This is a genomic window from Kytococcus schroeteri, assembly GCF_002847825.1.
GTDB classification, from domain to species: domain Bacteria; phylum Actinomycetota; class Actinomycetes; order Actinomycetales; family Dermatophilaceae; genus Kytococcus; species Kytococcus schroeteri.
In genome coordinates this window covers 127371-150993 of sequence record NZ_PKIZ01000001.1, presented here as the reverse complement: position 1 = coordinate 150993, position 23623 = coordinate 127371, and the positions used below count along the sequence as shown (strand labels likewise).

General features: G+C 74.0%; 22 protein-coding genes. 17 read left to right on the top strand and 5 right to left on the bottom strand.

Features of this window, described 5'->3' with window-relative positions; genetic code table 11:
* Positions 1–132 precede the first annotated feature (132 nt).
* Both CYJ76_RS00725 and CYJ76_RS00720 read left to right on the top strand, forming a co-directional pair.
* Positions 133–1272, top strand: a complete 1140-nt coding sequence (locus CYJ76_RS00725; protein WP_101848946.1) for a M50 family metallopeptidase — start codon at positions 133–135, stop codon at positions 1270–1272.
* Positions 1273–1312: 40 nt separating this feature from the next.
* The gene (locus CYJ76_RS00720; protein ID WP_269148592.1) at positions 1313–2386 is read left to right on the top strand and encodes a tRNA (adenine-N1)-methyltransferase; all 1074 of its coding nucleotides are present in this window, start codon (positions 1313–1315) and stop codon (positions 2384–2386) included.
* Between the two features lie 29 nt (positions 2387–2415).
* Here CYJ76_RS00720 and CYJ76_RS00715 read toward each other — a convergent pair whose 3' ends face one another.
* Positions 2416–2832, bottom strand: a complete 417-nt coding sequence (locus tag CYJ76_RS00715) for a DUF3054 domain-containing protein (protein WP_101848945.1) — start codon at positions 2830–2832, stop codon at positions 2416–2418.
* A 152-nt stretch (positions 2833–2984) separates the two neighbouring features.
* On the opposite strand from CYJ76_RS00715, the gene CYJ76_RS00710 reads away from it, so the two are divergent.
* From CYJ76_RS00710 to CYJ76_RS00680, 7 genes are all read left to right on the top strand, one after another.
* Complete coding sequence (locus CYJ76_RS00710; RefSeq protein WP_101848944.1) at positions 2985–4223, top strand: FKBP-type peptidyl-prolyl cis-trans isomerase; 1239 nt, start codon at positions 2985–2987, stop codon at positions 4221–4223.
* Positions 4224–4328: 105 nt separating this feature from the next.
* Positions 4329–4715, top strand: a complete 387-nt coding sequence (locus CYJ76_RS00705) for an FKBP-type peptidyl-prolyl cis-trans isomerase (RefSeq protein ID WP_101848943.1) — start codon at positions 4329–4331, stop codon at positions 4713–4715.
* Positions 4715–5770: a helix-turn-helix transcriptional regulator gene (locus CYJ76_RS00700; protein ID WP_101848942.1), complete on the top strand. Its 1056-nt coding sequence runs from the start codon at positions 4715–4717 to the stop codon at positions 5768–5770. The genes CYJ76_RS00705 and CYJ76_RS00700 overlap by 1 nt, the downstream gene beginning before the upstream one ends.
* On the top strand, positions 5770–6780 hold the full coding sequence (locus tag CYJ76_RS00695; RefSeq protein ID WP_101848941.1) for a helix-turn-helix transcriptional regulator: 1011 nt from the start codon (positions 5770–5772) through the stop codon (positions 6778–6780). The genes CYJ76_RS00700 and CYJ76_RS00695 overlap by 1 nt, the downstream gene beginning before the upstream one ends.
* Positions 6781–6821: 41 nt before the next feature.
* A complete protein-coding gene (locus tag CYJ76_RS00690; protein ID WP_070703924.1) occupies positions 6822–7193 on the top strand; it encodes a twin-arginine translocase TatA/TatE family subunit in 372 nt (123 codons plus the stop codon).
* Between the two features lie 5 nt (positions 7194–7198).
* A complete protein-coding gene (gene tatC, locus CYJ76_RS00685; protein ID WP_141494654.1) occupies positions 7199–8020 on the top strand; it encodes a twin-arginine translocase subunit TatC in 822 nt (273 codons plus the stop codon).
* A gap of 105 nt (positions 8021–8125) precedes the next feature.
* A complete protein-coding gene (locus CYJ76_RS00680) occupies positions 8126–10978 on the top strand; it encodes a DEAD/DEAH box helicase (protein ID WP_101848940.1) in 2853 nt (950 codons plus the stop codon).
* A 49-nt stretch (positions 10979–11027) separates the two neighbouring features.
* On the opposite strand, the gene CYJ76_RS00675 is transcribed toward CYJ76_RS00680, so the two are convergent.
* Complete coding sequence (locus CYJ76_RS00675; protein ID WP_101848992.1) at positions 11028–11960, bottom strand: 5'-3' exonuclease; 933 nt, start codon at positions 11958–11960, stop codon at positions 11028–11030.
* Positions 11961–12029: 69 nt separating this feature from the next.
* Between CYJ76_RS00675 and CYJ76_RS00670 the strand changes: the two genes are divergently transcribed.
* The gene (locus CYJ76_RS00670; RefSeq protein ID WP_070703490.1) at positions 12030–12494 is read left to right on the top strand and encodes an Lrp/AsnC family transcriptional regulator; all 465 of its coding nucleotides are present in this window, start codon (positions 12030–12032) and stop codon (positions 12492–12494) included.
* Positions 12495–12500: 6 nt separating this feature from the next.
* On the opposite strand, the gene CYJ76_RS00665 is transcribed toward CYJ76_RS00670, so the two are convergent.
* Positions 12501–12992 carry an aminoacyl-tRNA deacylase gene (locus CYJ76_RS00665; RefSeq protein ID WP_070703486.1) on the bottom strand — a complete coding sequence of 164 codons (492 nt, stop codon included), beginning with the start codon at positions 12990–12992 and terminating at the stop codon, positions 12501–12503.
* Between the two features lie 66 nt (positions 12993–13058).
* Here CYJ76_RS00665 and CYJ76_RS00660 point away from each other — a divergent pair, with 66 nt between their 5' ends.
* From CYJ76_RS00660 to CYJ76_RS00640, 5 genes are all read left to right on the top strand, one after another.
* Positions 13059–14624, top strand: a complete 1566-nt coding sequence (locus tag CYJ76_RS00660) for an amidohydrolase (RefSeq protein WP_144043003.1) — start codon at positions 13059–13061, stop codon at positions 14622–14624.
* A gap of 288 nt (positions 14625–14912) precedes the next feature.
* On the top strand, positions 14913–16520 hold the full coding sequence (gene lnt, locus CYJ76_RS00655) for an apolipoprotein N-acyltransferase (RefSeq protein WP_180802159.1): 1608 nt from the start codon (positions 14913–14915) through the stop codon (positions 16518–16520).
* A gap of 69 nt (positions 16521–16589) precedes the next feature.
* Positions 16590–17384 carry a polyprenol monophosphomannose synthase gene (locus tag CYJ76_RS00650; RefSeq protein ID WP_070703483.1) on the top strand — a complete coding sequence of 265 codons (795 nt, stop codon included), beginning with the start codon at positions 16590–16592 and terminating at the stop codon, positions 17382–17384.
* Positions 17381–18016, top strand: a complete 636-nt coding sequence (locus tag CYJ76_RS00645; RefSeq protein WP_237769698.1) for an FxsA family protein — start codon at positions 17381–17383, stop codon at positions 18014–18016. Before CYJ76_RS00650 ends, CYJ76_RS00645 begins: the two co-directional genes overlap by 4 nt.
* A gap of 247 nt (positions 18017–18263) precedes the next feature.
* On the top strand, positions 18264–18614 hold the full coding sequence (locus CYJ76_RS00640; RefSeq protein WP_070703482.1) for an RNA polymerase-binding protein RbpA: 351 nt from the start codon (positions 18264–18266) through the stop codon (positions 18612–18614).
* 111 nt (positions 18615–18725) lie between these two features.
* Here CYJ76_RS00640 and CYJ76_RS00635 read toward each other — a convergent pair whose 3' ends face one another.
* Positions 18726–20099 carry an AI-2E family transporter gene (locus CYJ76_RS00635; RefSeq protein WP_237769697.1) on the bottom strand — a complete coding sequence of 458 codons (1374 nt, stop codon included), beginning with the start codon at positions 20097–20099 and terminating at the stop codon, positions 18726–18728.
* Positions 20100–20193: 94 nt separating this feature from the next.
* On the opposite strand from CYJ76_RS00635, the gene CYJ76_RS00630 reads away from it, so the two are divergent.
* Positions 20194–21438 (top strand): CapA family protein, encoded by a 1245-nt coding sequence (locus tag CYJ76_RS00630; RefSeq protein WP_070703481.1) that lies wholly within the window; start codon positions 20194–20196, stop codon positions 21436–21438.
* Between the two features lie 6 nt (positions 21439–21444).
* Here CYJ76_RS00630 and CYJ76_RS00625 read toward each other — a convergent pair whose 3' ends face one another.
* Positions 21445–23295, bottom strand: a complete 1851-nt coding sequence (locus tag CYJ76_RS00625) for a diacylglycerol kinase family protein (RefSeq protein ID WP_180802158.1) — start codon at positions 23293–23295, stop codon at positions 21445–21447.
* A 91-nt stretch (positions 23296–23386) separates the two neighbouring features.
* Here CYJ76_RS00625 and CYJ76_RS00620 point away from each other — a divergent pair, with 91 nt between their 5' ends.
* Positions 23387–23617, top strand: a complete 231-nt coding sequence (locus CYJ76_RS00620) for a hypothetical protein (protein ID WP_070705256.1) — start codon at positions 23387–23389, stop codon at positions 23615–23617.
* Positions 23618–23623 lie beyond the last annotated feature (6 nt).

The window sequence follows — 23623 nt, the reverse complement described above, 5'->3', positions numbered from 1 at the left end:
CACGATAGGTGCCGCCACCGACATCCGCTCCGCCAGCGACCCACCCGCCCGGACGACCGGCCGCCCCGCCCGTAGGCTGGGCGCCCGCAGCCGGCCCGATGGTGGCCGCCCCCACGACCCGTAGGAGTCCCCATGGCCCAGCCCTCCGGATGGCGCATCGGCAGCGTGCGCGGCGTGCCGGTGTATCTGGGGACCACCTGGCCGCTGCTCGTGGTCCTGGTGGTGGTGCTCAACGGCAGCCAGCTCACCGACGCCCTCGGCCCGGTGACCGCCTACGGCCTGGGCCTGGCCTACGCCGCGATGCTGGTCTTCAGCGTCTTCGTCCACGAGGTGGGCCACGTGCTGGCCGCCCAGTGGCGCGGCTACACGGTCACCCGCGTGCAGCTCGACCTCATCGGCGGGCACACCGCGCACCAGTCCGACAACACCTCCCCGGGCAGCAACGCGATCGTCGCCGTGGCCGGCCCGCTGGCCAACCTGGTGCTCGCGGCGCTCGCGGCCGCGGCCCTGTTCGTGGTGCCCGACGGCGTGCCCCACATGGTGGTGGCCAGCGCCCTGTGGGTGAACGGCCTGGTGGGCCTGTTCAACCTGCTGCCGGGCATGCCGCTGGACGGCGGGCACGTGGTGGACTCGCTGGTCTGGAAGGCCACCGGCAGCCGCCCGACGGGCCTGGTGGCCGCCGGCTGGACCGGGCGCCTCATCGCGTTGGTGGTCATCGCCTTCGTCGCGCTCATGGTGGTCCAGGGCCGCAGCCTCGTGACCGTCATGTGGGGCGGCCTCATCGCGTGGGTGCTGTGGGCCGGGGCCACGCGCTCCATCCAGGCCGGGGCGGCCCGCCAGGAGCTGGGCCGCCACTCCACCGGGTCGGTCATGCGGCCCGCGGTGGGGCTGCCGCAGGACGCGCCGGTCTCGGCGCTGCTGGGAGTGCGCGGCTTCCCGGTGCCGGTGGGCGTCGTCACCACCGATGCCGAGCACCGCGCCGTGGGGCTGGTGGACCCCTCCGCCCTGGCCCAGGTGCCCGCCGAGCTGCGTGACTCCACGCCCCTGTCCGCCGTGGCCCGCACCGTGCCCGGCGACTGGACGGTGGACGCCGCCCCGCAGGAGGACATCACCCGCCTGCTCGAGGCGGTGACCTCCCGCCGCCTGCAGGTGGCCGCCATCCGCGAGCCCGGCCCGCTCGACCCCGACGGCCGGCCCACTCCGCCGCGCATCGTGGGCCTGGCCGACCATGCCTCCATGGAGGCCGGCATGCGCGCCAACGCCCGCGGCTGACGGGAGCCCGGCCCCCGGGGTGCACCTAGAATCGGCGCCCATGACCTCCCCCCAGCCGTCCCCCGCCCAGCCCACCCCCGATGCCGGGTGGACCGGTGAGCAGGGCCGCCGCGGCCCCTTCCGCGTGGGGGAGCGGGTGCAGCTGACCGACCCCAAGGGCCGCATGCACACCATCGTGCTGGAGCCCGGCAAGCGCTTCCACAACACGCGTGGCCACATCGCCCACGACGACCTCATCGGCGCGCCCGACGGCAGTGTGGCCACACACTCCACGGGCGCGCAGTGGCAGGCCCTGCGCCCGCTGCTGAGCGACCACGTCATGTCGATGCCGCGCGGCGCCGCCGTGGTCTACCCCAAGGACTCCGCCCAGATCGTGGGCATGGCCGACATCTTCCCCGGCGCCGTGGTGGTGGAGGCCGGCGTCGGTTCCGGCGCGCTGAGCATGAGCCTGCTGCGGGCGGTGGGGGAGACCGGCCGCCTGCACTCCTTCGAGCTGCGCAAGGAGTTCGCCGAGATCGCGCGCTCCAACGCCCGGGCCTTCCTCGGCGGTGACCACCCGGCGTGGAGCATCCACCTGGGCGACCTCGCCGAGGAGCTGCCCCGCACCCTGGAGCCCGGCAGCGTGGACCGCGTGGTCCTCGACATGCTGGCCCCCTGGGACTGCCTGGCGGCGGTGGCCGACGCGCTGGCGCCCGGCGGCGTGCTCATCTGCTACGTGGCCACGGCCACCCAGCTCTCCCGCGTGGCCGAGGCCGCACGCGACCACGGCGGCTTCACCGAGCCCCGCGCCTGGGAGTCGATGGTGCGCGGCTGGCACCTGGAGGGCCTGGCCGTCCGCCCGGAGCACCGCATGCACGGCCACACCGGCTTCCTCATCTCGATGCGGCGCCTGGCCCCGGCCACCGACGCCCCGGAGCTGGCCAAGCGCCCTGCCAAGGCCGGAGCGGACGCCGACGTCTCGGCCGGCGGCTGGACCGAGCGATTCGACGCCGAGGACTGGACCGGGGAGAACCTGGGGGAGCGCTGGATCAGCCCCAAGAAGCTGCGCCGCGTGCGCCGCGACCAGGAGCACCACGAGCGCCTGGGCAGCACCCGCCTCGGCGACGACGCCTGAGGCGCCCCGGAGGGCGCTCTCGGCCCGCCTCAGCCGCGTCGGGCGAGCAGCGCGGCCACGGCGCGCCAGCCGAGCAGCAGCACGCCGAGCACGAGGGTGGTCACCAGCACGAAGGACCAGGCCGTGCCCTGACCGGTGAGCTGGCGCAGGGCCATGCCCACCAGGACGGTGGCCACGAGCACGACGCCCCCATCGGCCAGCGTGTCCGGCACGCGGCGGCGCACCGCGGCGGTGGCCACCCAGCCCAGGGCCGCCCCGGCCCAGAACGGCCAGGCGGTCTCCGGCACGCCGGTGAGCACGTGGCCCGTCTCGTGGCTGCGCCGGCCCAGCCCGGCGAACAGGGCGATCGACCCGGCATCGAGGAGGGCGGCGGCCCACAGCGGCACGCGGCGGGCCAGGGCACGGGCGGAGCGGGGGGCACGGTCAGGGCGCGGGGTGGAGGACATGGCGCCACCGTACGGGGCCGGGGGGCTGCGCCTCCGTCGCCCTGCCCCGGCCGGCGGGATCCTGACCAAAACCACGGCGGATTCCCAGCCAGTGCTCAGGCAGGCGCGTCTACGATGCGGCGAAACCACCGTCAACCGATGAGGATCCACCTGTGAAGCGCACGTCCGTCCGCCTGATCGCCCTGGTGTCCACCGCAGCCCTGAGCCTGACCGCCTGCGGCAACGACGAGTCGAAGGGGGACTCCTCGGACTCCCCGAGCAGCTCCTCGAGCGCCCCGGCCGAGTCCGGCGCGCCGAGCGACGAGGCCTCGCCGTCGGAGGGCTCCTCCGACGGCTCCAGCGAGGGGGCCTCCTCGGACGCCGCCTCGTCTGCGGGTGCCAGCGAGTCCCCGGCCGACCCGTCCGCCTCCGGCAAGGGCGGCAAGGACGCCGACGGCAAGGGCGGCAAGGACGCCAAGCAGCAGAAGGACGCCGACGGCAAGAAGCCGGACCCCAAGAAGGCCGGCAAGCTGGACGACCTCGAGGCCAAGGGTGGCGACAAGCCGTCGCTGACCTTCGGCGACAAGCCGTTCACCGTCTCGGACACCCAGACCCGAGTCGTCGAGGAGGGCGACGGCGAGGAGCTCACCTCCGACCACACCGCCATGCTCGAGTACGCCCTCTACAACGGCACCTCCGGCAAGGAGCTGCAGAACGCGTTCGGCCAGCAGACCGTGCCGCTGAAGATGAACGACGAGCAGACCATCGAGGAGCTGCGCAAGGCCATGGAGGGCCAGAAGGTCGGCTCCACCGTGGCGGTGGCCATCCCCGGCGAGAAGGCCTTCGGCAAGCAGGGCGCCCCGCAGCTGGGCCTGGAGCCCGGCGACACCGTGGTCTACCTCATGAAGATCAAGGACGGCTCCAAGCCGCTCAAGGAGGCCCAGGGCACCGAGAAGGAGGCCCCGGCCGACCTGCCCAAGGCCGAGGTGTTCACCGACAAGCCGGCCAAGATCACCATCCCCGACGCCGAGGCCCCCAAGAAGCTCAAGCAGGCCACCCTCATCGAGGGCGAGGGCGACACCGTGAAGAAGGGCGACACCATCACCGTGCACTACACCGGTGTGAAGTGGGCCAAGGGCAAGGAGGGCGAGAAGTTCGACTCCTCGCACGACCGTGGCGAGCCGGCGGCCTTCCCGATCGGCGTCGGCCAGGTCATCCCGGCCTGGGACGAGGTCTTCGTGGGCAAGAAGGTCGGTTCCCGCGTGGAGCTGGTCGTGCCGCCGAAGGACGGCTACGGCAAGAAGGGCATGCCCGCCGGCGGCATCAAGGGCGACGACACCCTGGTGTTCGTGGTCGACATCCTCGACACCCAGTCCTCCGGACAGCAGGGCGGCGACCAGTCCGGCAAGTGACACCTGGGGCTGCCTGAGCCCCCGCCCATCAGGCACACTGGGCCCTCACACCGACCGTGTGAGGGCCCTTTCGTGCGCCCTTCCCGCCGCACCCCCGGAGGCACCATGAGCGACCAGCCCACCAAGCCCGAGATCGACTTCCCCGAGGGCGAGGCCCCCACCGAGCTGGTGGTCGAGGACCTCTGGGAGGGCGACGGCGCGCAGGCCGGCGCCGGCGACGTCATCGCCGCGCACTACGTGGGCGTGGCCTTCTCCACCGGCGAGCAGTTCGACGCCTCGTGGGACCGCGGCACCCCGCTGCAGTTCCAGCTGGGCGTCGGCCAGGTCATCGCCGGCTGGGACGAGGGCATGCAGGGCATGCGTGTGGGCGGCCGCCGCAAGCTCGTCATCCCGCCGCACATGGCCTACGGCGACGCCGGTGCCGGTGGCGTCATCGCCCCCGGTGAGACCCTCATCTTCGTGGTGGACCTCGTGGCGGTGGCCGAGCGCTGATGGCCGCTGCCGGGCGCGGGCACGACCCCAACCTGAAGACCGAGCGGCTGCTCAACCTGCTGCTCGCGCTCCTGCACACCCGGCGGCCGCTCACCAAGGCGGAGATCCGGCGGATCATGCCGGAGTACCAGGAGGGCAGCGCCGAGGCGTTCGACCGCACCTTCGAGCGGGACAAGAACGACCTGCGCGCCCTGGGCGTGCCCGTGACCACGGCCCCGGTGGACCCCGGCTTCGACGACGAGGAGGGCTACCGCGTCGACCCCGACGAGTACGCCCTGCCCGAGCTCGTCTTCTCCGCCGAGGAGCTCACGATGCTGGGCGTCGCCGCCCGTGTGTGGGGCCAGGCCTCGCTCTCGGCGGCCGGGGAGCGGGCGCTGCGCAAGATCAGCGCCGCCGACGGCGCCGTGCCCGGTGACGAGGCACCGGGGACCGATGCGGACGGCCCCACGACCCCGGCCAGCCCGGCCCTGGGCGTCCAGCCCGTGATCCGCACCCCGGAGGCCGCATTCGGCGGCCTGCGCGACGCCATCGCCGAGCGCCGGGCGGTCACCTTCGACTACCGCCGCAGCGGGGCCCCGGTGAGCACCCGCCGCGTACACCCGTGGGCGCTCCTGCTGCGCCGCGGCCGCTGGTACGTCACCGGCTTCGACCTGGACCGCGACGCCCCGCGCGTCTTCCGCCTCACCCGCGTGGTGGGCCCCGTGCGGGCCACCGGCCGCCCGGGCGTGGTGGAGGTGCCCGCCGACCACGACCCCGCGGCGATGATCGACCGCGCCACGCAGGGCCGCCCGGACACGCTGGCCGCCACGGTGACGGTGGCCCCCGGGCGCGGCGTGGCGCTGCGCCGCTGGGCCGATGCGGTGGACCGCACCGATGCCGGCGACGTGCTGCACCTGCCCGCGGCCGACCGCTCCCGCATCGTGGGGCAGCTGGCCGAGCTGGGCCCCGACCTGCTGGCCGTGGAGCCCGACGACCTGCGAGCCCAGGTGGTCGACCGCCTCGAGCAGGTGCTGGCCACCGCCGGCGCACCGACGACGACCTCCCGGGAGGGCTGATGGCCGCCGAGTCCGCGACCGCGCGCCTGGAGCGCCTGCTGGAGATGGTGCCCTGGCTCCTGCACCGGCAGGGGGTCGAGATCGAGGAGGCCGCCGCCACCTTCGGCGTCACCCCGGCCTCGCTGGAGCGCGACCTGCAGCTGGTCTTCCTGTGCGGCCTGCCCGGCCGGATGCCGGACGACCTCATCGACGCGCAGTGGGACCACGGCCACGTGTACCTGCGCAATGCCGACACCATCGCCCGTCCGCTGCGCCTGGGCGCCGACGAGGCGACCGCGCTGGTGGCCGGGCTGCGGGCGCTGGCCGGGGCGCCCGGGCTCGGGGAGGACGACCGCGCCCGCGCCGAGGAGCTGGCCACCCGCATCGCCGAGGCCGCCGGCCCGCTGCGCCCGGTGGTGGAGGGCACCGTGGTGCACGAGGCGTCGGCCCCCACCGACGAGGAGCTGGCCGCCCGTCTGCGCGACGCCGTGCGCAACCGGCGGCTCGTGCGCCTGGAGCACGTGGCCCACGGCCGCGACGAGGCGACCTCCCGTGAGGTCTCCCCGATGCGGGTGGTGGCCGTGGACGGACAGACCTACCTCGAGGCGTGGTGCCACACCGCGGGCGACGTGCGGCTCTTCCGGCTCGACCGCATCGCGGCGGCCGAGGTGCTGGACGCCGACGGCACCCCGCCGGCGCAGGCCGAGCCCAAGGACCTGGGGGCCGGGGCGTACACCGGGGGGCCGGACGACACCGAGGTGGTGCTGGATCTCAGCGCCGAGGCCGACTGGGTGGCCGAGTACTACGGCGGGCAGGACGGGGCCGAGGACGGCGGGCTGGGCCCGGTGCCGCAGGGGCGTCGCCGCGTGGTGGTGCGCGCCGCGGACCCCGCCTGGGTGACCCGTCTGGTGTGGAGCACCGGGGGAGCGGTGCAGGTGGTGGCCCCTGAGACGCTTCTCACGGCCGTGTCGCAGGGCGCGTCCCGCGCCGTGGCGCAGTTGTCGAGCGGCGTGCGCCGTACCGTAAGGTGACAGGGCCCGAACCGGGCACTCGTTCAACCTAGGGAGCCGACATGGGTGCACGTCTTTTCGAGAACCCGCTCATCCTCATCATCCTCGTCATCGCCATCGTGCTGATCTTCGCCTCCGCGAAGCTGCCGGACATGGCCCGCAACCTGGGGCGCTCGGCCCGCGTGCTGAAGTCCGAGGTGGGCGAGATGAAGAAGGACGGCAAGGACGAGACGGTCGACGGAAAGGCCACCGAGGTGCGCGCCGAGGCCCGCCCCGACGGCACCCGCGTCACCGAGACCACGGTGCGTGAGGAGAAGTGGACCCCCGAGGCCCACGCCGCCGACTACGACGCCGCCCGTCCGGACTCCCGTCTGGCCGACCCGACCCGTTCGGCCGAGGCCAACAAGCCGTCCGACGGCACCCGCCTGAACTGACGCGCGTGGCCCGCAACCCCTTCTCGAGGAAGGCTCCGAACCCGGAGGGCCGCATGGCCCTCGTGGAGCACTTCAAGGAACTCCGCAACCGCATGCTCATCGCCGCGGTTGCGGTGTTCGTCGGGATGTGCGTGGGGTGGTACTACTACGAGGCCATCGCCGAGTTCCTGATGCGCCCCATCGTGGAGGTGGCCAAGGAACGCGGCAAGGACGACTTCTCGGTCAACTTCGGCGCCGGTGGCGTGACCCAGCCGTTCACCATCAAGGCCAAGATCTCGGCGGTCGTGGGCGTCATCATCGCCAGCCCGATCTGGCTGTGGCAGTTCTGGGCGTTCATCCTCCCTGGCCTGTACCGCCGGGAGAAGATGATCGCCTTCGGGTACTTCCTCGCGGCGGTGCCGATGTTCCTGCTCGGCTGCGCCCTGGCCCTGTGGGCCCTGCCGTCGGCCGTGAAGGCGCTCATCGGGGCCTTCATGCCGGAGGGCGGCACCAACCTCACGGCGGCCGAGCCGTACTTCGCCTTCGTCGGCAACTTCATCCTCTGGTTCGGCATGGCCTTCCTGCTGCCGGTCATCATGGTGGCCGTCAACCACGCCGGCCTGCTGAGCGGCCGGGTCATGCTCCGGGGCTGGCGCTGGGCCACGATCGGTGTGCTCGTGTTCGCGGCCCTGGCGGCACCGGAGCCCACCTCGATGGTGGCGCTCACCATCCCGATGATGCTCATGTACGTCATCGCCTGCGGCATCGCGATCCTGCGCGACAAGATGCGCAAGCGCGACCGTCCGGAGTACCTGGACCTCGACCCGGACACCGCCTCGGCGCTCTGAGCCGCGCCGCCCGGTCCCACGTCGGCCCGTCCCTTCCGGGGCGGGCCGTTCGCGTGCCCGGGCGGTCACCGTGGGGCTGTCGGTGGCTCCACCTAGGGTGGACGCATGTCCAGTCCCTCGGATCGTTTCGCCGCCGCCCAGCGGCGCGCCCGCCACCCGCACCTGCAGGACTTCCTCATGCGGCAGCCGTTCGAGTTGGACGCCTTCCAGGTGACCGCTTGCGAGGCCGTCGAGGACGGGCACGGCGCGCTCGTGGCGGCCCCGACCGGCGCGGGCAAGACGGTGGTGGGGGAGTTCGCCGTGGACCTGGCCCTGGCCACCGGGCGCAAGTGCTTTTACACCACCCCCATCAAGGCGCTGAGCAACCAGAAGTTCCACGACCTGGCGCAGGAGTACGGGGACGCCAACGTCGGGCTGCTCACCGGCGACTCCAGCATCAACGGCAACGCGCCCGTGGTGGTCATGACCACCGAGGTGCTGCGCAACATGCTCTACGCCGACTCCACCACCCTGCACGGCCTGGGCTTCGTGGTCATGGACGAGGTGCACTACCTGGCCGACCGCATGCGCGGCGTGGTGTGGGAGGAGGTGATCCTGCACCTGCCCCAGGACGTGCAGGTCATCAGTCTCTCGGCCACGGTGAGCAACGCCGAGGAGTTCGGCGCCTGGCTGCGGCAGGTGCGTGGCGACACAGAGGTGGTGGTCTCCGAGGTGCGCCCGGTGCCGCTGTGGCAGCACATGATGGTGGGTGACGACCTCTACGACCTGTTCCCCGAGGGCGGGGTGGGCGCCCGACGCGGCACGGCGCGGGCGGTGAACCCCGAGCTGGTGGCACGGCTGCGGACCGCCGGGGCCGAACGGGGCGGCTGGCACCGCGAGGACGCCGGGGCCCCCAGCGGCCGCCGGGGGCGGGGACGGCGTGGTGGGCCCCGCGGCGGGCGCGACGACCGCCGGAGCGGGCCGGCCCGTGCCCGGCGCACCGGCACCCCCTCGCGGGCGCAGGTGGTGCGCGCGCTCGACGAGGACGGCCTGCTGCCGGCCATCGTGTTCATCTTCAGCCGGGCCGGGTGCGACGCCGCGGTGCGCCAGCTGCTCTCGGCCGGTACCCGCCTCATCAGCGACGAGGAGGGCGAGGCGATCCACGACGAGGTGGAGGCGCGCGTGCTCTCGGTGGCCCCCGAGGACCTCGGCGTGCTGGGTTACCACGACTTCGTGGAAGGCCTCACCAACGGCTACGCCGCCCACCACGCCGGCATGCTGCCGCTCTTCCGCGAGATCGTGGAGGAGCTGTTCGCCGCCGGGCGCATCCAGTGTGTGTTCGCCACCGAGACCCTGGCCCTGGGCGTCAACATGCCGGCGCGGACCACCGTCATCGAGAAGCTGGTGAAGTTCAACGGCGAGACGCACGCCGACCTCACCCCGGCCGAGTACACCCAACTGACGGGCCGGGCGGGGCGCCGCGGCATCGACGTGGAGGGGCACGCCGTGGTGCTGGCCGGCCCGCGGGTGGACCCCACGCACGTGGCCGGTCTGGCCTCCACCCGCACCTTCCCGCTGCGCTCGAGCTTCCGACCCTCGCCCAACATGGCCGTCAACCTCGTGGACCGGCTGGGGCGGCAGGACGCCCGCACGCTGCTGGAGGAGTCGTTCGCCCAGTTCCAGGCCGACCGCGCGATGGCGGGGCACTCCCGGTCCGTGGAGCGCAACACCGAGGCCATGGAGGGCTACCGGGAGGCCATGGAGTGCCACCTGGGCGACTTCTCGGAGTACGCCGCGCTGCGCCAGGAGCTCACGCAGGCGGAGAAGGACGCGGCCAAGCAGCGCGGGGCGGCCCGGCGGGCGCAGGTGGAGATCGCCCTGGGCGAGCTGGTGCCCGGTGACGTCATCCGTATCGGCTCGGGGCGCCGGGCCGGGCGCGCGGTGGTCATCACCGGGACGCACGGGGTGCGCAAGCAGCACGACGACGTGGCCCTGGTGACCGATGCCGGACGGCTGCGCACCGTGGTGGCCGCCGACCTCGACGAGCCGCCGGTGGTGCAGGGGCGCGTGCAGCTTCCGCAACGGTTCAACCCGCGCAAGCCCAAGGACCGCAAGGACCTGGCCGCCACGATGCGGGCCAAGGTGCCCGACGCCGACCCGCCCCTGACCGCCCGGGAGGAGGGATCCGCCGCCCACCCTGAGGTGCAGGGTGAGGGTTCGACCGGTGCACGGGGCGCCTCGGGGGTCGACCGCATCGACGAGTTGCGGGCCGCGCTGAGGCGCCACCCCTGCCATGCCTGCCCGGACCGGGAGGAGCACGCCCGCTGGGCCACGCGCCTGCACACCCTGGAGCGGGAGACCGCCGGCCTGCGCCGCAAGGTGGCCCGACGCACCCACACCGTGAGCCGCACCTTCGACCGCCTCTGCGCGCTGCTCACCGAGTGGGGCTACCTCTCGGAGGACGGGCAGGAGGTGACCGAGGCCGGGCGCGTCCTGCAGCGGACGTACACCGAGAAGGACCTGCTCGTGGCCGAGATCCTGCAGCGCGGGCTGTGGCAGGGCCTCGACGCCGCCGAGCTGGCCGCGGCGGTGTCGATCGTGGTGCACGAGCCGCGCCGCGGGGAGGTCTCCATCACCCCGTCGATGCCCACCCCGCGCGTGGAGAAGGCCTACGACCGCATGGTGGACCTGTGGTCCCGCATCGAGGACGCGGAGGCCGAGCACCACCTGCCCACCACCGACCAGCCGGACGCCGGCATCGCATGGATGGTGCACCGGTGGGCCACCGGGGCGCGCCTGGAGACGGTGCTGCGCGACTCGGACCTCTCGGCCGGGGACTTCGTGCGCCGCGCCAAGCAGGTGGTGGACCTGCTGGGCCAGGTGGAGCTGGCCTCTCCCCACGCCTCGGTGCAGGGCACGGCCCGCAAGGCCATGCAGCAGGTGCTGCGCGGCGTGGTGGCCGCCGACCGCCTGGACTGAGCCGGGCTGGGTCGGCCCTGCGCCCCTCCCCGGTGCGGGGTCGCCGCGGTCAGGCCAGCGGCGGCAGGCCCAGCGCGTCCAGCAGGCGCCCGACGGGCCCGCCCAGGTCGTAGCGCTCCACGAGGTCGGCGAGCGCCGCGGGGTCGGCCACCTCCCGGGGCAGGGCCAGCGCCTCGTCGGTGACCTCCAGCGGGGCGTCGCGCGCCACGTCGACCACCCGGGGCGCTGCGGCGAGGTAGTCGCGCCCCTCCTCGAGCCGCGCCCGGCGGGCCCCCTTGAGGCGGTCGTCGCCGCGGTCGAGCGCCTCGGTGATGCCGGCGAGCGACCCGAAGGTGTCCAGCAGCTGCACGGCCGTCTTCTCGCCGATGCCCTTGACGCCGGGCAGTCCGTCCGAGGGGTCGCCGCGCAGCACCGCCATCTCCGCGTAGGCGCGCCCGCTGGCCAGTCCGTACTTCTGCACCAGCCAGGACTCGTCCACCTCGTCGGCGTCGCGCACCCCGCCGCGCGCGGTGTAGAGCACGCGCACCCCGGCCGCGTCGTCCACGAGCTGGAAGAGGTCGCGGTCGCCGGTCACCACCTCCACGGGGCGGCGCCCGGCGGTGCGCTCCACCAGCGTGCCGATGACGTCGTCGGCCTCGTACCCCGGCGCCCCCACCCGGGCGATGCCGAGGGCGGCCAGCAGGTCCACGATGACGGGCACCTGCGGCACGAGGTCCGGCGGCGTGTCCTCGGTGGTGCCCGTGGTGTCGCCGGGCGCCAGGCGGTGCTCCTTGTAGGAGGGGATGGCCTCCACGCGGAAGGCCGGCCGCCAGTCGTCGTCCCAGCACATCACCAGGCCGCCGGGGGAGCGGTGCGTCACGAGGGAGGCGGTCATGTCCACCAGACCCCGCACGGCGTTGGTGGGCGGGGCGGCCGGGTCGCGGCGACGGTCGGGCACCCCGTGGAAGGCCCGGTAGTACAGGCTGGCGGCGTCGATGAGCATCAGTGGTGCGTCGGTCACACCCTCAGCGTAGGCGGCGTGGCGCGGACGCCGGCCGCCTACGCTGGCCCCGTGCCCCAGGAACTCGACGCCACCGACCGCTCCATCGTCAGCCACCTCTCGCAGGACGGCCGCATGAGCTACACCGAGCTGGCGCAGCGGGTGCACCTGTCCACCTCCGCGGCCCACCAGCGCGTGCGCCGGCTGGAGGACAACGGGGTCATCCGCCGCTACGGGGCGGTGGTGGACCCCGAGGCGGCGGGTCTGCCGATCACGGCGCTGCTCTCGCTGACGCCCTTCGACCCCGGCGCCCCGGACGACGTGCCCGAGCGCCTGCACCACCTCACGGAGATCGAGGCGTGCTGGTCGGTGGCCGGGTCGGCCAGTTACGTGCTGCTGGTGCGCGTCAGCCGGCCCAGCGTGCTGGAGGAGCTCATCGCCGAGATCCGTTCCACCGCACGGTGCTCCACCACCACCACGATGGTGCTCACCACGCCGTGGGAGAACCGCACGGCCTTCGCCCACCTGGGGGAGTGAGGCGCCTCAGGCCTGCCGCACGTCGGCCAGCCGTGCACCGGTGGCGGTGAGCAGCGCGTCGGGGGAGAGTTCCACGTCGAAGCCGCGGCGCCCTCCGCTGACGAACACGGTCCCGTGGTCGGTGATGCGCTGGTCCACGAGCATCGGAAGGCGTGTCTTCTGCCCGAAGGGGGAGATGCCACCCACCACGTAGCCGGTGGCGCGCTCGGCGGCGGCCACGTCCGCCATCGAGCAGCGCTTCACCCCCAGCTCACGCGCCACGGCCTTGGTGTCCAGGCGGTCGGCCACGGCCACCACGGCGACGGCCAGCTCGTGGCGGCCCTTGGCCCCGGAGTCCACCACGAGCGTCTTGAAGATGCGCTCCTCGGGGATCCCGAGGGCCTCGGCGGCCTCCTGCCCGTAGCCCTCCACGTCGTCCTCGTGGCCGAAGGCGTGGCCGGTCCACGGGACGCCGGCGGCGTCGAGGGCGAGCGTGGCGGGCGTGGTGGGGATCCTCATGCCCCGATCCTGCCAAGCCGGGTGGGTCGCGGCGCGCGCCGGGGCCTGCTGGCCCACACTGGCGCCATGGAGACGATCGTCCTGGAGCAGGTCACGCTGTGGAATCCCGACACCCTGCCGGTGCCGGGGCAGACCGTGGTGCTGGAGGCCGGCCGCGTGGCCTGGCTGGGTCCGGCCGACCGGGCGCCGGACACCTCCGGGCTGCGCGACGCCCACGTCCTGGCCGGTGAGGGGCGCCTGGTCACGCCGGCGTTCGTGGACGCCCACGCGCACGTCTCGGCCACCGGTGAGGTGCTCGGCGGGGTGGACCTGGCGGGCACCCGGAGCGTCGGCGAGGCCCTGGACCGCATCGCCGAGGCCGCCCGCCAGCGCCCCGGCACTCCGGTGTTCGCCCACTCCTGGGACGAGACCCACTGGGCGGAGAACCGGGCCATGACCTCCGCGGAGCTCGACCGCGCCTCCGGCGGCGGGGTGGTCTACGCCCCGCGTGTGGACATGCACGCCGCCACGGTGTCCTCCTCCCTGGCGGCCGTGGCCCAGGTGGCCAGCAAGGACGGGTGGGACGGCGTGGGCACCGCCACCCGGGCCGCCCAGGACGCGGTGGTGGCCGCCTGGGCGGCGAGCGTGGGCCCGGACGCCCGCCGCCGCAACATCGCCTTCGCCCTCGATGCCGCGGCCCGCGCCGGGGTGGGCACGGTGCACGAGATGGGCGCGCCCAATCTCACCAGCCCCGACGACGTGCGCGACGTGGTCGACGCCGGGGGAGCCGGCACGGTACGCACGGACGCCTACTGGGGGGAGTGGGTCGACGACCCGGTGCGCGCCTCCCACCTGCGGCAGGCCCTCGGCGTCATCGGGCTGGGCGGCGACCTCTACCTGGACGGCAGCTTCGGCGCCCGCAACGCCGGCCTGCTCGAGCCGTACAGCGACGCCCCGGACACCACCGGCGACCTGTACCTCACCGTCGAGGAGGCCGCCACGCACCTGGTGGCCTGCACGCGGGCCGGGGTGCAGGGCGGGTTCCACGCCATCGGCGACGCGGCGGTGCAGGTGGCGGCCGAGGCCCTCGAGGAGGCCGCCCGGCAGCTGGGCGACGCCGCCGTGCGCGCCGCGCACCACCGCATCGAGCACGTGGAGCTGCCCTCCCCCCAGGCCATGCGCACCTTCGCGCGCCTCGGGGTCACCTGCTCCATGCAGCCGATGTTCGAGGGCCTGTGGGGCGGCGGGGACGATCTCTACGCCACTCGGTTGGGCCGCCGCTGGCAGGAGACCAACCCGTGGCGCCGCCTGGACGAGCTCGGCGCGCCGGTGTGCTTCGGGTCGGACTCCCCGGTGACCCCCTGGGACCCGTGGGGCGCCCTGCGCTCGTGCGTGCGCCCGCAGAACCCCGGCGGCCTGCTCACCGCGCCGCGTGCCCTGGCCCTGCACACGCAGGCCGGGTGGCACGCCGCCGGGCGGGCCGGGGGCACCCTGCGCCGCGGCGGCGAGGACGACCTGGTGCTCTGGGACACCCGCGTGCCCACCGAGGCCCGGGATCTCGACGACTGGGTGGCGGACTCCTCCACGCCGCAGGCCCTGCTCACCGTGGTGGACGGCCACCTGGCGCAGTCCAGCGGAATCCCCACGATGTAGTTCACCCGCGAGGCACCCGCCCCTGACCTGCGAAAACGTCCGTTTGCGCAGGTCAGGGCCGGATTGACTCGCGCCAGCCAGCAGGTAGTTTCTGCGCATCACCGATGGCTCCCCACGGGGCGCCCGGTGACCGGGAGGACCACGCTCAGTAGAAAACGTGGACGTGTCGGCACCCAGCCGGCCCGACCGCGGCCCCAACGGCGTGGTCCTCTCGGTCACCGCACGGTCAGCCGGCGACGTACCGGGGGCGAGGGGCGACGCAGCCAGCGTCGCGCCTACACTCCCGGCGTGGTCGCCCTCCTCCAATGCGTGCTCGCCGCCGCCGTGGGCGGCACGCTCGTGTACCTCGCGCACCCCGACGCCGACCTCTGGTGGGCCGCCGCCCCGGGGGTCGCGCTCCTCACCCTGGCCACCCGCGGTGCCCGGCTGCGCACCGGCGCCCTGCTGGGCCTGCTGGCCGGCCTGTGCACCTTCGTGCCGCTCCTGCCGTGGTCCGGCGTCTACCTCGGCGTCGAGGCGTGGCTCGCCCTCGCGGTCTTCCAAGCCGTCTACCTCGTGCCGATGGGGTGGGCCCTGGCCGCCACCCAGCGGTGGACCTCCCGGCTGCGGCCGGCCGCCGAGGCCGTGGCCCTGCCCGTGCTCACCGCCGCGCTGTGGGTCTCCCAGGAGTGGCTGCGCGGATCCCAGCCGTGGGGCGGCTTCAGCTGGGCCCGACTGGCCTTCTCTCAGTCCCACGCCCCCACGCTGCCGGTGGCGCAGTACCTCACCGCCGCGGGGCTCTCCGCCTGGGTGGCCGCCACCGGGGGAGTGCTGGCCGTCGCCGTGCTCGCCGCGGCCCGGGCGCGATGGGGGCATGCGGCCGGGTCGCTCGCGGCGGCCGGTGCGCTCACGGCATCGCCGCTGCTGCTGCCGCTGAGCACCCCCACCGGCCCGGAGGTCGAGCTGCTGGCGGTGCAGGGCGACGCCCCGCAGACCGGCTTCCAGTTCGACCACGGCGCCCGCCAGGTGCTCACCAACCACACCGCCCTGGTGCAGCAGGCCGCCCGCGAGGTGGCGGACGGCACGCGCCCCGCCCCGGACGTGGTGCTGCTGCCGGAGAACGCCGCCGACGCCAACCCGCTGACCGACCAGCGCGCCGCCGAGCTGGTGGCCGAGGCGAGCCTGGCCGTCGACGCCCCGATGCTGCTCGGCGCCATCCCGCGCGAGCCCGGCCCGGGCCCCAGCAACGCGGTGCTGCAGTACCTGCCCGGGCAGGGTCCCGTGGCCCGCTACGACAAGCAGCACCTCGTGCCCTTCGGGGAGTGGGTGCCGCTGCGGCCCCTCGTCCGGGCGATCACCGCGAAGGCCGACCTCGTGCCGCAGGACTTCGTGGCCGGCGCCGCCCCGGGGGTGATGGACCTGCCGGTGCGCCGGGAGGTCTCACAGGACGGGGTGCTGCGCCTGGGCCTGGGCATCTGCTTCGAGGTGGCCTACGACGACCTCATGCGCGACCCGGTGGAGCGCGGGGCAGGCATGCTCTTCGTGCCCACCAACAACGCGAGCTTCGGCCACGGCGCCCAGTCCACCCAGCAGCTGGCCATCAGCCGGGTGCGGGCCGTGGAGCACGCCCGCACGGTGGCGCAGGTGAGCACCATGGGCACCAGCGCCGTCATCGGCCCCGACGGGCGCACCCTGACCACCCACGACGGGCGGACGCAGACCGGCCTGTACGAGCCCGCCCTGCTCTCGGTGACCGCCCCGCTCAACGACGCGACCACGCCGGCCACCCGCCTGGGCAACTGGCCCACCTGGGTGCTCGGCGCCGTCGCGGCCCTGGGCACCAGCGCCGGGCTGTTGACGCGCCGCGCCACGGCGACGTCGGCCCCTCGGGGGACCGGCGCACACCGCGCGGCATGATGGGATGACCCGGACGTCTCCCGGTGTTGCACCGGCGACCACCCCAGACCCGATGGAGAACGAGACCCCGTGAGCCAGACCACCGCCCGCACCGCGCCCCTGCAGCGCGTGGCCGTCCTGATCCCCACCTACAACGAGGCCGAGAACATCGAGTGGATCGTCGGGCGCGTGCGCGCCGCGACCCCGCAGGTGGACGTGGTGGTGCTGGACGACAACTCCCCGGACGGCACCGGTGAGATCGCCGACCGCATGGCCGCTGCCGACCCGCAGGTGCACGTGCTGCACCGCAAGGGCAAGGAGGGCCTCGGACGCGCCTATCTCGCCGGCTTCGCGTGGGCCCTGGAGCAGGGCTACGACGCCGCGGTGGAGATGGACGCCGACGGCTCCCACCAGCCCGAGCAGCTGCACCTGCTGCTGGAGGCCGCCGACCGCGGTGCCGACCTGGTGCTGGGCTCCCGCTGGGTGCCCGGCGGCAGCGTCGTGAACTGGCCGCTGGACCGCAAGATCATCTCGATGGCGGGCAACCTGTACATCAAGATCGCCCTGGGCATGCCGCTGGGCGACGCCACCGGCGGCTACCGCGTGTACCGCGCCAGCGCCCTGCGCGCCATGGACCTCACCACCGTGGACTCGGTGGGCTACTGCTTCCAGGTGGACATGGCCTGGCGTGCGGTCCGCTCCGGCATGCGCGTGGTGGAGGTGCCGATCGAGTTCATCGAGCGCGAGCGCGGCAACTCCAAGATGGACTCCTCCATCGTCAAGGAGTCGCTGGTGCGGGTGACACGCTGGGCCGTGGAGCACCGCCTCGGCCAGGTGCGCCGCGCCCTGGGCCGCGGCCGGACTCAGGAGCTGGGCCACCGGTGAGCCCCCGTGTGATCTCCTCCGGCGCCGGGCGCACCCGGCGCCGTCGCCCCCGCTGGATGGTGGCCCTCAGCGTGCTGCTGCTGGTCATGCCGATGCTGGAGGTCGCCGTCATCATCAGCGTCGGCCAGCAGATCGGCATCGGGTGGACACTGCTGATGCTCGTCTTCTGGTCGAGCCTCGGCGCCTGGCTGGTCACGCGCGAGGGCTCGCGCACCTGGAAGCTGCTCAAGAACTCCCTGGCCACCGGCCACGAGCTCTCGCGGCAGCTCACCGACGCCGCGCTGGTGCTGGTGGGCGGCACGCTGCTGCTGGCCCCCGGCTTCGTGACCGACGCCATGGGCCTGTTCCTCGTGGTGCCCTTCACCCGGCCGATCACGCGCCGGGTGCTGCAGCGCGTGGTGGAGAAGAAGCTCCTCGGCGGCCTCATCGGCGGCGACCCCTTCGGCGAGGAGCCGATGGGCTTCGGCGCCTGGGGGAGTGGCCCCGCGGGACCCTCCGGGTTCGGCACCCCCACCGACGACGCGCGCACGAGTCCGCCCCGCCCGGGTGCGGGCACGTCAGGGTCCGCCACGGCGGGGGAGGACGAGGTGCTCGAGGGCGAGATCGTCGACCCGCCCCGGTGGTCGCGCTGAGGTGTGCCACGCCACGGGGCCGTGAACTGGCGGTGAACACCGCACCTCTGGCACACTGACGGATTGCCGCTCTGCAGCGGCACCTCACACCCCATCGGGGTGGCCACCCGGGAACACGCGCACGTCACCGTGCGTTCACCTGTGCGTGGCACGGGCCGTCGCGCGTCACGAGACCGCGCCGACGCCCACCGACGGACCACCAGTCACCCAGCGTCCGCCCCCTCGCCGGGGCATCAGGAGTACAAGCATGGCCGAGCGTTCCCTGCGTGGCACCAACCTGTCCGCCCTGTCGATGGAGAGCGACGAGAACGTCACCTTCAGCGAGCGACAGCTGGTGCGCTACAACTGCCCCGAGGGCCACGTCACCGAGCTGCCCTTCTCCGTGGAGGCCGAACTCCCCGCCCTGTGGGAGTGCCGCTGCGGCAAGGAGGCCAAGCTCGAGAACGGCCCGGAGCCGGAGCGCAAGCCCACCAAGCCGGTGCGCACCCACTGGGACATGCTCCTGGAGCGCCGTTCCATCCCGGAGCTCGAGGAGCTCCTCGAGGAGCGCCTGCAGTACCTGCGCGACCGTCGCGGCGTGACCAAGAAGGCCAGCTGACGATCCCCCGAGCCGCGTGCCGACCCCCTCGGCCGGCACGCACGACGGAGCCCCACGCACCATCCCCCCTCCGGCGCGTGGGGCTCCGTCGTGTCAGGACCCGCTGCGGCCTCAGCCGCGCTCGGGGTCCAGCCCCTCCACGGTGGCTCCGCTGCCGCGGTCGCGGGGACCGTCGGGACCCGGCTGCGGGTCCAGCGGCTGGCCGTCGGAGTCGACGCAGACCGGCACCACAGCGGTCGGTTCGCGGGACTCCTCCTGCTCCCGGCGGGTCTCCTCGTCCTCCAGCAGGTCCTGCCGGCGGGCGCGGGTCTCCGGGTCGTCCATGGAGCGCAGGTCCACCTGCTCGTTGAGGTAGCGCAGCACCACCACCACGCTCGCGGCCACCGGGACGGCCAGGAAGGCGCCGGGGATGCCCCACATGGAGCCACCCACGGCCACCGAGAGCAGCACGATGCCCTCGTGCAGCTGCATGGCCTTGCCCTGCACGATCGGCTGCAGGATGTTGCCCTCCACGTTCTGCACGAAGAGCACGATGCCCAGCAGGATGAGCGCCTTGGTGAGGCCCACGGAGACCAGCGCCACGAGCACGCTCAACGTACCGATCGTGACGGCACCCACGATGGGCACGAAGCCACCGAGGAAGGTGAGGATGGCCAGGGCACCCCACATCGGCACGCCGAGCACCACCAGGCCGATGCCGATGAGGGTGGCGTCGACCGCCGAGATGATGGCCTGGCTGCGCACGTAGCCGCTGAGGGTGCTCCACAGGCGGGTGCCCAGGGCGGTGATGTGCGGGGCCGCGGCGCGTCCCGAGAGGTGGCTCACCCACGGCAGGAAGCGGTCGCCGTCGCGGACGAAGAAGAAGGTGAGCACCAGGGTCATCAGGGCCGTCACGAAGGCCGACCCGACGGCCGCGACGCCGCTGAAGACACCCTTGCCGATCTCACCGCTGGCGTCCTGGATCTTGGTGGTCAGCTGGTCGATCGCCTTGTTGACCTGCTGGTCCTGGATGTTCAGCGGCGGCCGGGAGGCCCAGTCCTGCACCTGCTCGATGCCGGTGACGGTGCGCTCGGCCAGCTGGCCGCTCTGGTCCACCATCGAGGGGATGATGGCCGAGAGGACCGCCAGCAGCAGCACCAGCGCCCCGAGCACCGTGGTCAGGGCCGCCAGACCGTTGGGCATGAAGGAGCGCAGCAGCCGGGCCACCGGCTGGAGCACCGAGGCCAGGATGAGGGCCAGCAGCAGGGGCAGGACGCCCACCCAGAGCTTGCCCACGAGCCACAGCACGGCCCCCAGCGCCGCCATGACGAGCAGGAGGCGGCCCGCGAACGCCGCCGTGGAGCGGAACCCCCGGGCGATGACCTCGCTGCGGTCGCCCACGGAGTCGGGGTCGCGATCCGGTGCGCGTCGGGCATCGTCATTGCGGACCCGCAGGGCCTCCAGACCCTTGGGTTCCCACCTGCGCAGGTGTGTCAGTCGATTCACGCGCGCCATGGTGTCACGGTGGCAGCCTGCAGGCACCCGGACCGCGGCGGGGCGTGACAGCCGACTGACAGTGCTACCCCCTAGGGTGCCGGGCGTGATCTCCCCGCGCCGTACCCTCGCCCTGACCGCTGCCGCCACCACGTCGATCGTCGTGGGTGGGTGTGCCGAGCAGTCCGGGCAGGACCCGTCCACCGGCTCCACCGCGACCACCGCCTCCTCGCCCGTGACCGGCTCGCCGGGGGAGTCCGCGTCGTCCGAGCCGTCGGACTCCCCGTCCACCGCGGCCTCCGCCGACCCGTCGGCCCCCAGCTCCTCCGAGCCCTCGCCCTCCTCCGACCCCGCCCCGGAGGGTGCCGTGGTGCCGCCCGCGCAGCGTCCCGACGACCCAGCCGCCGGCCCGGTCCACCTCGCGGTCGTCGGCGACCTCAAGCTCGCCCACCGGGCGGCCGGTGACATCACCGCGGGCCGGGGGTCCCGGGTGTTCGCCGGCGTCGCCGACGAGCTGGCCTCCGCCGACCTCACGCTGGGCAACCTCGAGACCACGCTGGGCACCGCCCGGGACCAGGGCGACCGGCAGCACAAGCGGTACACCTTCATGTCGCCGCCCTCCTCGCCGGAGGTGCTGCTGGACGCCGGCTTCGACCACGTGAGCCTGGCCAACAACCACGTCTACGACTTCGGCGAGCCCGGCATCCTCTCCACCGTCCGTGCCCTCGACCAGGCGGGGCTGCCGCACTCGGGGGCCGGCGCCGACCCCCGGGCCGCCCGCGAGCCAGCGGTCCTGGAGGCCAACGGCCGGCGGATCGCAGTGCTCAGCTACATGGACGTGCCTGCCGACAACGCCCGCATCTTCTTCTCCAACAAGCAGTGGGAGGCCACCTCCCAGCGCGCCGGCGTCGCCTGGGGACACCCCGAGCAGGTGGCCCAGGACGTGGCCGCGGTCCGTGACCAGGTGGACGACGTGCTCGTGGTGATGCACGCCGGGCGGGAGAACAAGACCTTCCTCGTGGAGGAACAGCGCGCCATCGCACAGGCCGCCCTGGACGCCGGCGCCACGGCCGTCCTGGGCCACCACGCGCACGTGCTCCAGGGCTACCGGCAGGACCCGCAGGACGGCACGGCGGTGGCCTGGGGGCTGGGCAACTTCGTGTTCGACGGCTACCCCGAGGGCGCCGAGCAGACCGACTCGGCCATCCTGCACCTCACACTGGACGACCAGGGCGTGACCGACCTGTCGTTCACGCCGGTGGCGCTGCGTGGCGGCTACCCGGTGGCCCTCGACGAGACCTCCGGGCGGGGCCGCGCGATCCTCGACCGGCTGGAGCGCCTCGAGAAGTGAGCCCGCTCAGCGGGCCGGGACGGGCCGGGTGCCGTCGGTGTCGGCCAGCGCCGGCACCCCGGCCGCGACGGCGGCCTCCACGCGCTGCACCGCCGCGGTGTCGATGAGGCCGAGCTGCCCGGCCACCCGCGCGGCCTGGGCCCAGTCGTCCACGGGGTGCACTCCCGCGGCCCGCCAGCGCTCGCGGGTGGCCTCGTCCACCTCGGTGACGCAGTGGATGAAGGCCGCCGTGAGGTGATCCGGCCAGCGGCGGCGCACCTCGAGGGCCACCTCGGCATCGGCCTGGCCGGAGTCGCCGAGGAAGACCTGCCGACACTCGGGGAACAGCGCGGCATCGCGGCGCATGTTGCGCACCTTGCCGTCGCGCATCCGTCCCCGGTCCACGAGCCCGCGGACGGTCCCGGTGAGGATGGTGTGCGCCGGCAGCCCCAGCCCGGTGAAGCCCTTGGCCGAGTAGCGCTCCAGCAGGTCGCGCGGACCGGCGGGACGGGCGGTGACGAAGGTCAGGTCGCCCGGGCGGGAGGCGTCGCCCGCGGCGTCGGAGCGGTCCAGGGCCACGAGCAGTTCCACCACGCCCGGGTAGACGGTGCCCCGGTCGTACCGGCGGTCGTGGAGGTTGGCCTTGAAGGTGTCGTCGATGTCGCTGAGCACCCGCAGCTCGTCGTGCGGCACCGCCTGGGCAGCGATGTGGTCGAGCACCCGGCGCCGCTGCCCGGCATCGAGCACGTCGTAGACGAAGTGCTCCAGGTCGTGCCCGTCGCCGCCGGAGTTGAGCAGGTACTTGACCTCCTGGAAGTGCTCGCCCTGGAGGGCCAGCAGGGCGGAGGTCACCGCCTCGCGCTCGGCCGGGGTGATGCCACCCTCGCGCAGGGAGCGGATGACCGCGACAACCCCGGCGGGGGTGGCGCTGGTGAGCACGTGCGGGTCGAGCGCGGGGCTGGAGTCGCGCGCCGGGTGGGGGCGGGCCACCCACAGGGCAGCGGGCTCCACCGAGCAGGTGAGCTCCCACACCTCGCCCAGCGGGTCGCCGTCGAGGTGGGCCGGGGCGGGGGAGTCGGGGCGCAGCGTGGCGGTCGCCGTGGAGTGCCGGCGGATGCCGGGCAGGCGCGGCACCTGCGGCAGCACCCCCGCCAGGGCCACGGTGAGCCACTCCACGAGCGGGTCGGGGTCCACCACGACCACCTGGAGCAGGCCGTCGTCCATGCGGGCCGAGGAGACGCCGAGCCCCCACGGGATGGCCCCGGAGTTGGTGACCAGCACGCTCCACGGTTCCCCTTCCTCGCCGTCCACGGTGACCGGCCAGCCGGGGTCGGCGGCCCGCGCCAGGGCCGGGCGCACGTAGGCCCGCCACCCGTGGCGCTCCTTGTCGGCACTCTCCACGTCCTGGATGATCGCGGCGTCGTGACCCATGCCGGCGGTCACCAGGAAGGTGCCGCGCTGCAGCCCCTCGGTGCCGCGCCAGGTGGCGCGCCCGACGTCGATGTGGTCGCCGGCGGTGGTGACCGCGGCCGTCACCGCGTGGCGCAGGCCCTTGCGGGTCAGCTGGGCCAGGCCGAGGTTGCGGGCGGCCAGGTTGGCGGTACCGGTGGGCACGATGCCCAGGACGCACTCGGTGCCCGCCAGCGCGTCGGCCACCTGCCGCACCGTGCCGTCGCCTCCCACCACGACCACGCGCGTGGCCCCGGCTGCGAGCGCCTCCCGGGCCTGCTCGGCGCCGGGGGAGTCGGGGGTGGTGGACAGCACGAGCGGCGCGGGCCACCCGAGTTCGGCCACCACCTCGCGCGTGGCCCGGACGGCGGGAGAGGACAGGGCGTGCACGGGATTGACGACCACGGCCAGCTGCGGGGACGTGTCCATGCCGGGGAGCCTAGTGCGATTCTGGGTGCGCGGAATCGCGTCGTGGGGCAAGATGGGGACGCTGAAGTTCACGCCGACGAAGGGACCCCCCATGGCCTCCAAGGAGATCGAGTTCATCAAGAGCGTGGACCGGCTGCATGCCTTCTACACGGAGAACGTGCGCATGCTGGCCAACGCCTACGAGCTGCCGGTGGAGGACGCCGCCCAGCTGCTGGCCCGGTACGAGTTCCACAACGTCTCGCGCGCCATCCTGCACCCGCCGCGGGTGGAGAACCCGGTGGAGCAGCTCGAGCGCGAGCTGGACGAGCGCCGGGAGGACTGAGCCCGC

What these genes read in the sequence shown, in the direction of transcription:
- CYJ76_RS00725 (WP_101848946.1), top strand. Translation starts at nt 133, where the DNA reads ATGGCCCAGCCCTCCGGATGGCGCATCGGCAGCGTGCGCGGCGTGCCG.
- CYJ76_RS00720 (WP_269148592.1), top strand. Translation starts at nt 1,313, where the DNA reads ATGACCTCCCCCCAGCCGTCCCCCGCCCAGCCCACCCCCGATGCCGGG.
- CYJ76_RS00715 (WP_101848945.1), bottom strand. Translation starts at nt 2,832, where the DNA reads ATGTCCTCCACCCCGCGCCCTGACCGTGCCCCCCGCTCCGCCCGTGCC.
- CYJ76_RS00705 (WP_101848943.1), top strand. Translation starts at nt 4,329, where the DNA reads ATGAGCGACCAGCCCACCAAGCCCGAGATCGACTTCCCCGAGGGCGAG.
- CYJ76_RS00700 (WP_101848942.1), top strand. Translation starts at nt 4,715, where the DNA reads ATGGCCGCTGCCGGGCGCGGGCACGACCCCAACCTGAAGACCGAGCGG.
- CYJ76_RS00695 (WP_101848941.1), top strand. Translation starts at nt 5,770, where the DNA reads ATGGCCGCCGAGTCCGCGACCGCGCGCCTGGAGCGCCTGCTGGAGATG.
- CYJ76_RS00690 (WP_070703924.1), top strand. Translation starts at nt 6,822, where the DNA reads ATGGGTGCACGTCTTTTCGAGAACCCGCTCATCCTCATCATCCTCGTC.
- CYJ76_RS00680 (WP_101848940.1), top strand. Translation starts at nt 8,126, where the DNA reads ATGTCCAGTCCCTCGGATCGTTTCGCCGCCGCCCAGCGGCGCGCCCGC.
- CYJ76_RS00675 (WP_101848992.1), bottom strand. Translation starts at nt 11,960, where the DNA reads ATGCTCATCGACGCCGCCAGCCTGTACTACCGGGCCTTCCACGGGGTG.
- CYJ76_RS00665 (WP_070703486.1), bottom strand. Translation starts at nt 12,992, where the DNA reads ATGAGGATCCCCACCACGCCCGCCACGCTCGCCCTCGACGCCGCCGGC.
- CYJ76_RS00660 (WP_144043003.1), top strand. Translation starts at nt 13,059, where the DNA reads ATGGAGACGATCGTCCTGGAGCAGGTCACGCTGTGGAATCCCGACACC.
- CYJ76_RS00640 (WP_070703482.1), top strand. Translation starts at nt 18,264, where the DNA reads ATGGCCGAGCGTTCCCTGCGTGGCACCAACCTGTCCGCCCTGTCGATG.
- CYJ76_RS00625 (WP_180802158.1), bottom strand. Translation starts at nt 23,295, where the DNA reads ATGGACACGTCCCCGCAGCTGGCCGTGGTCGTCAATCCCGTGCACGCC.
- CYJ76_RS00620 (WP_070705256.1), top strand. Translation starts at nt 23,387, where the DNA reads ATGGCCTCCAAGGAGATCGAGTTCATCAAGAGCGTGGACCGGCTGCAT.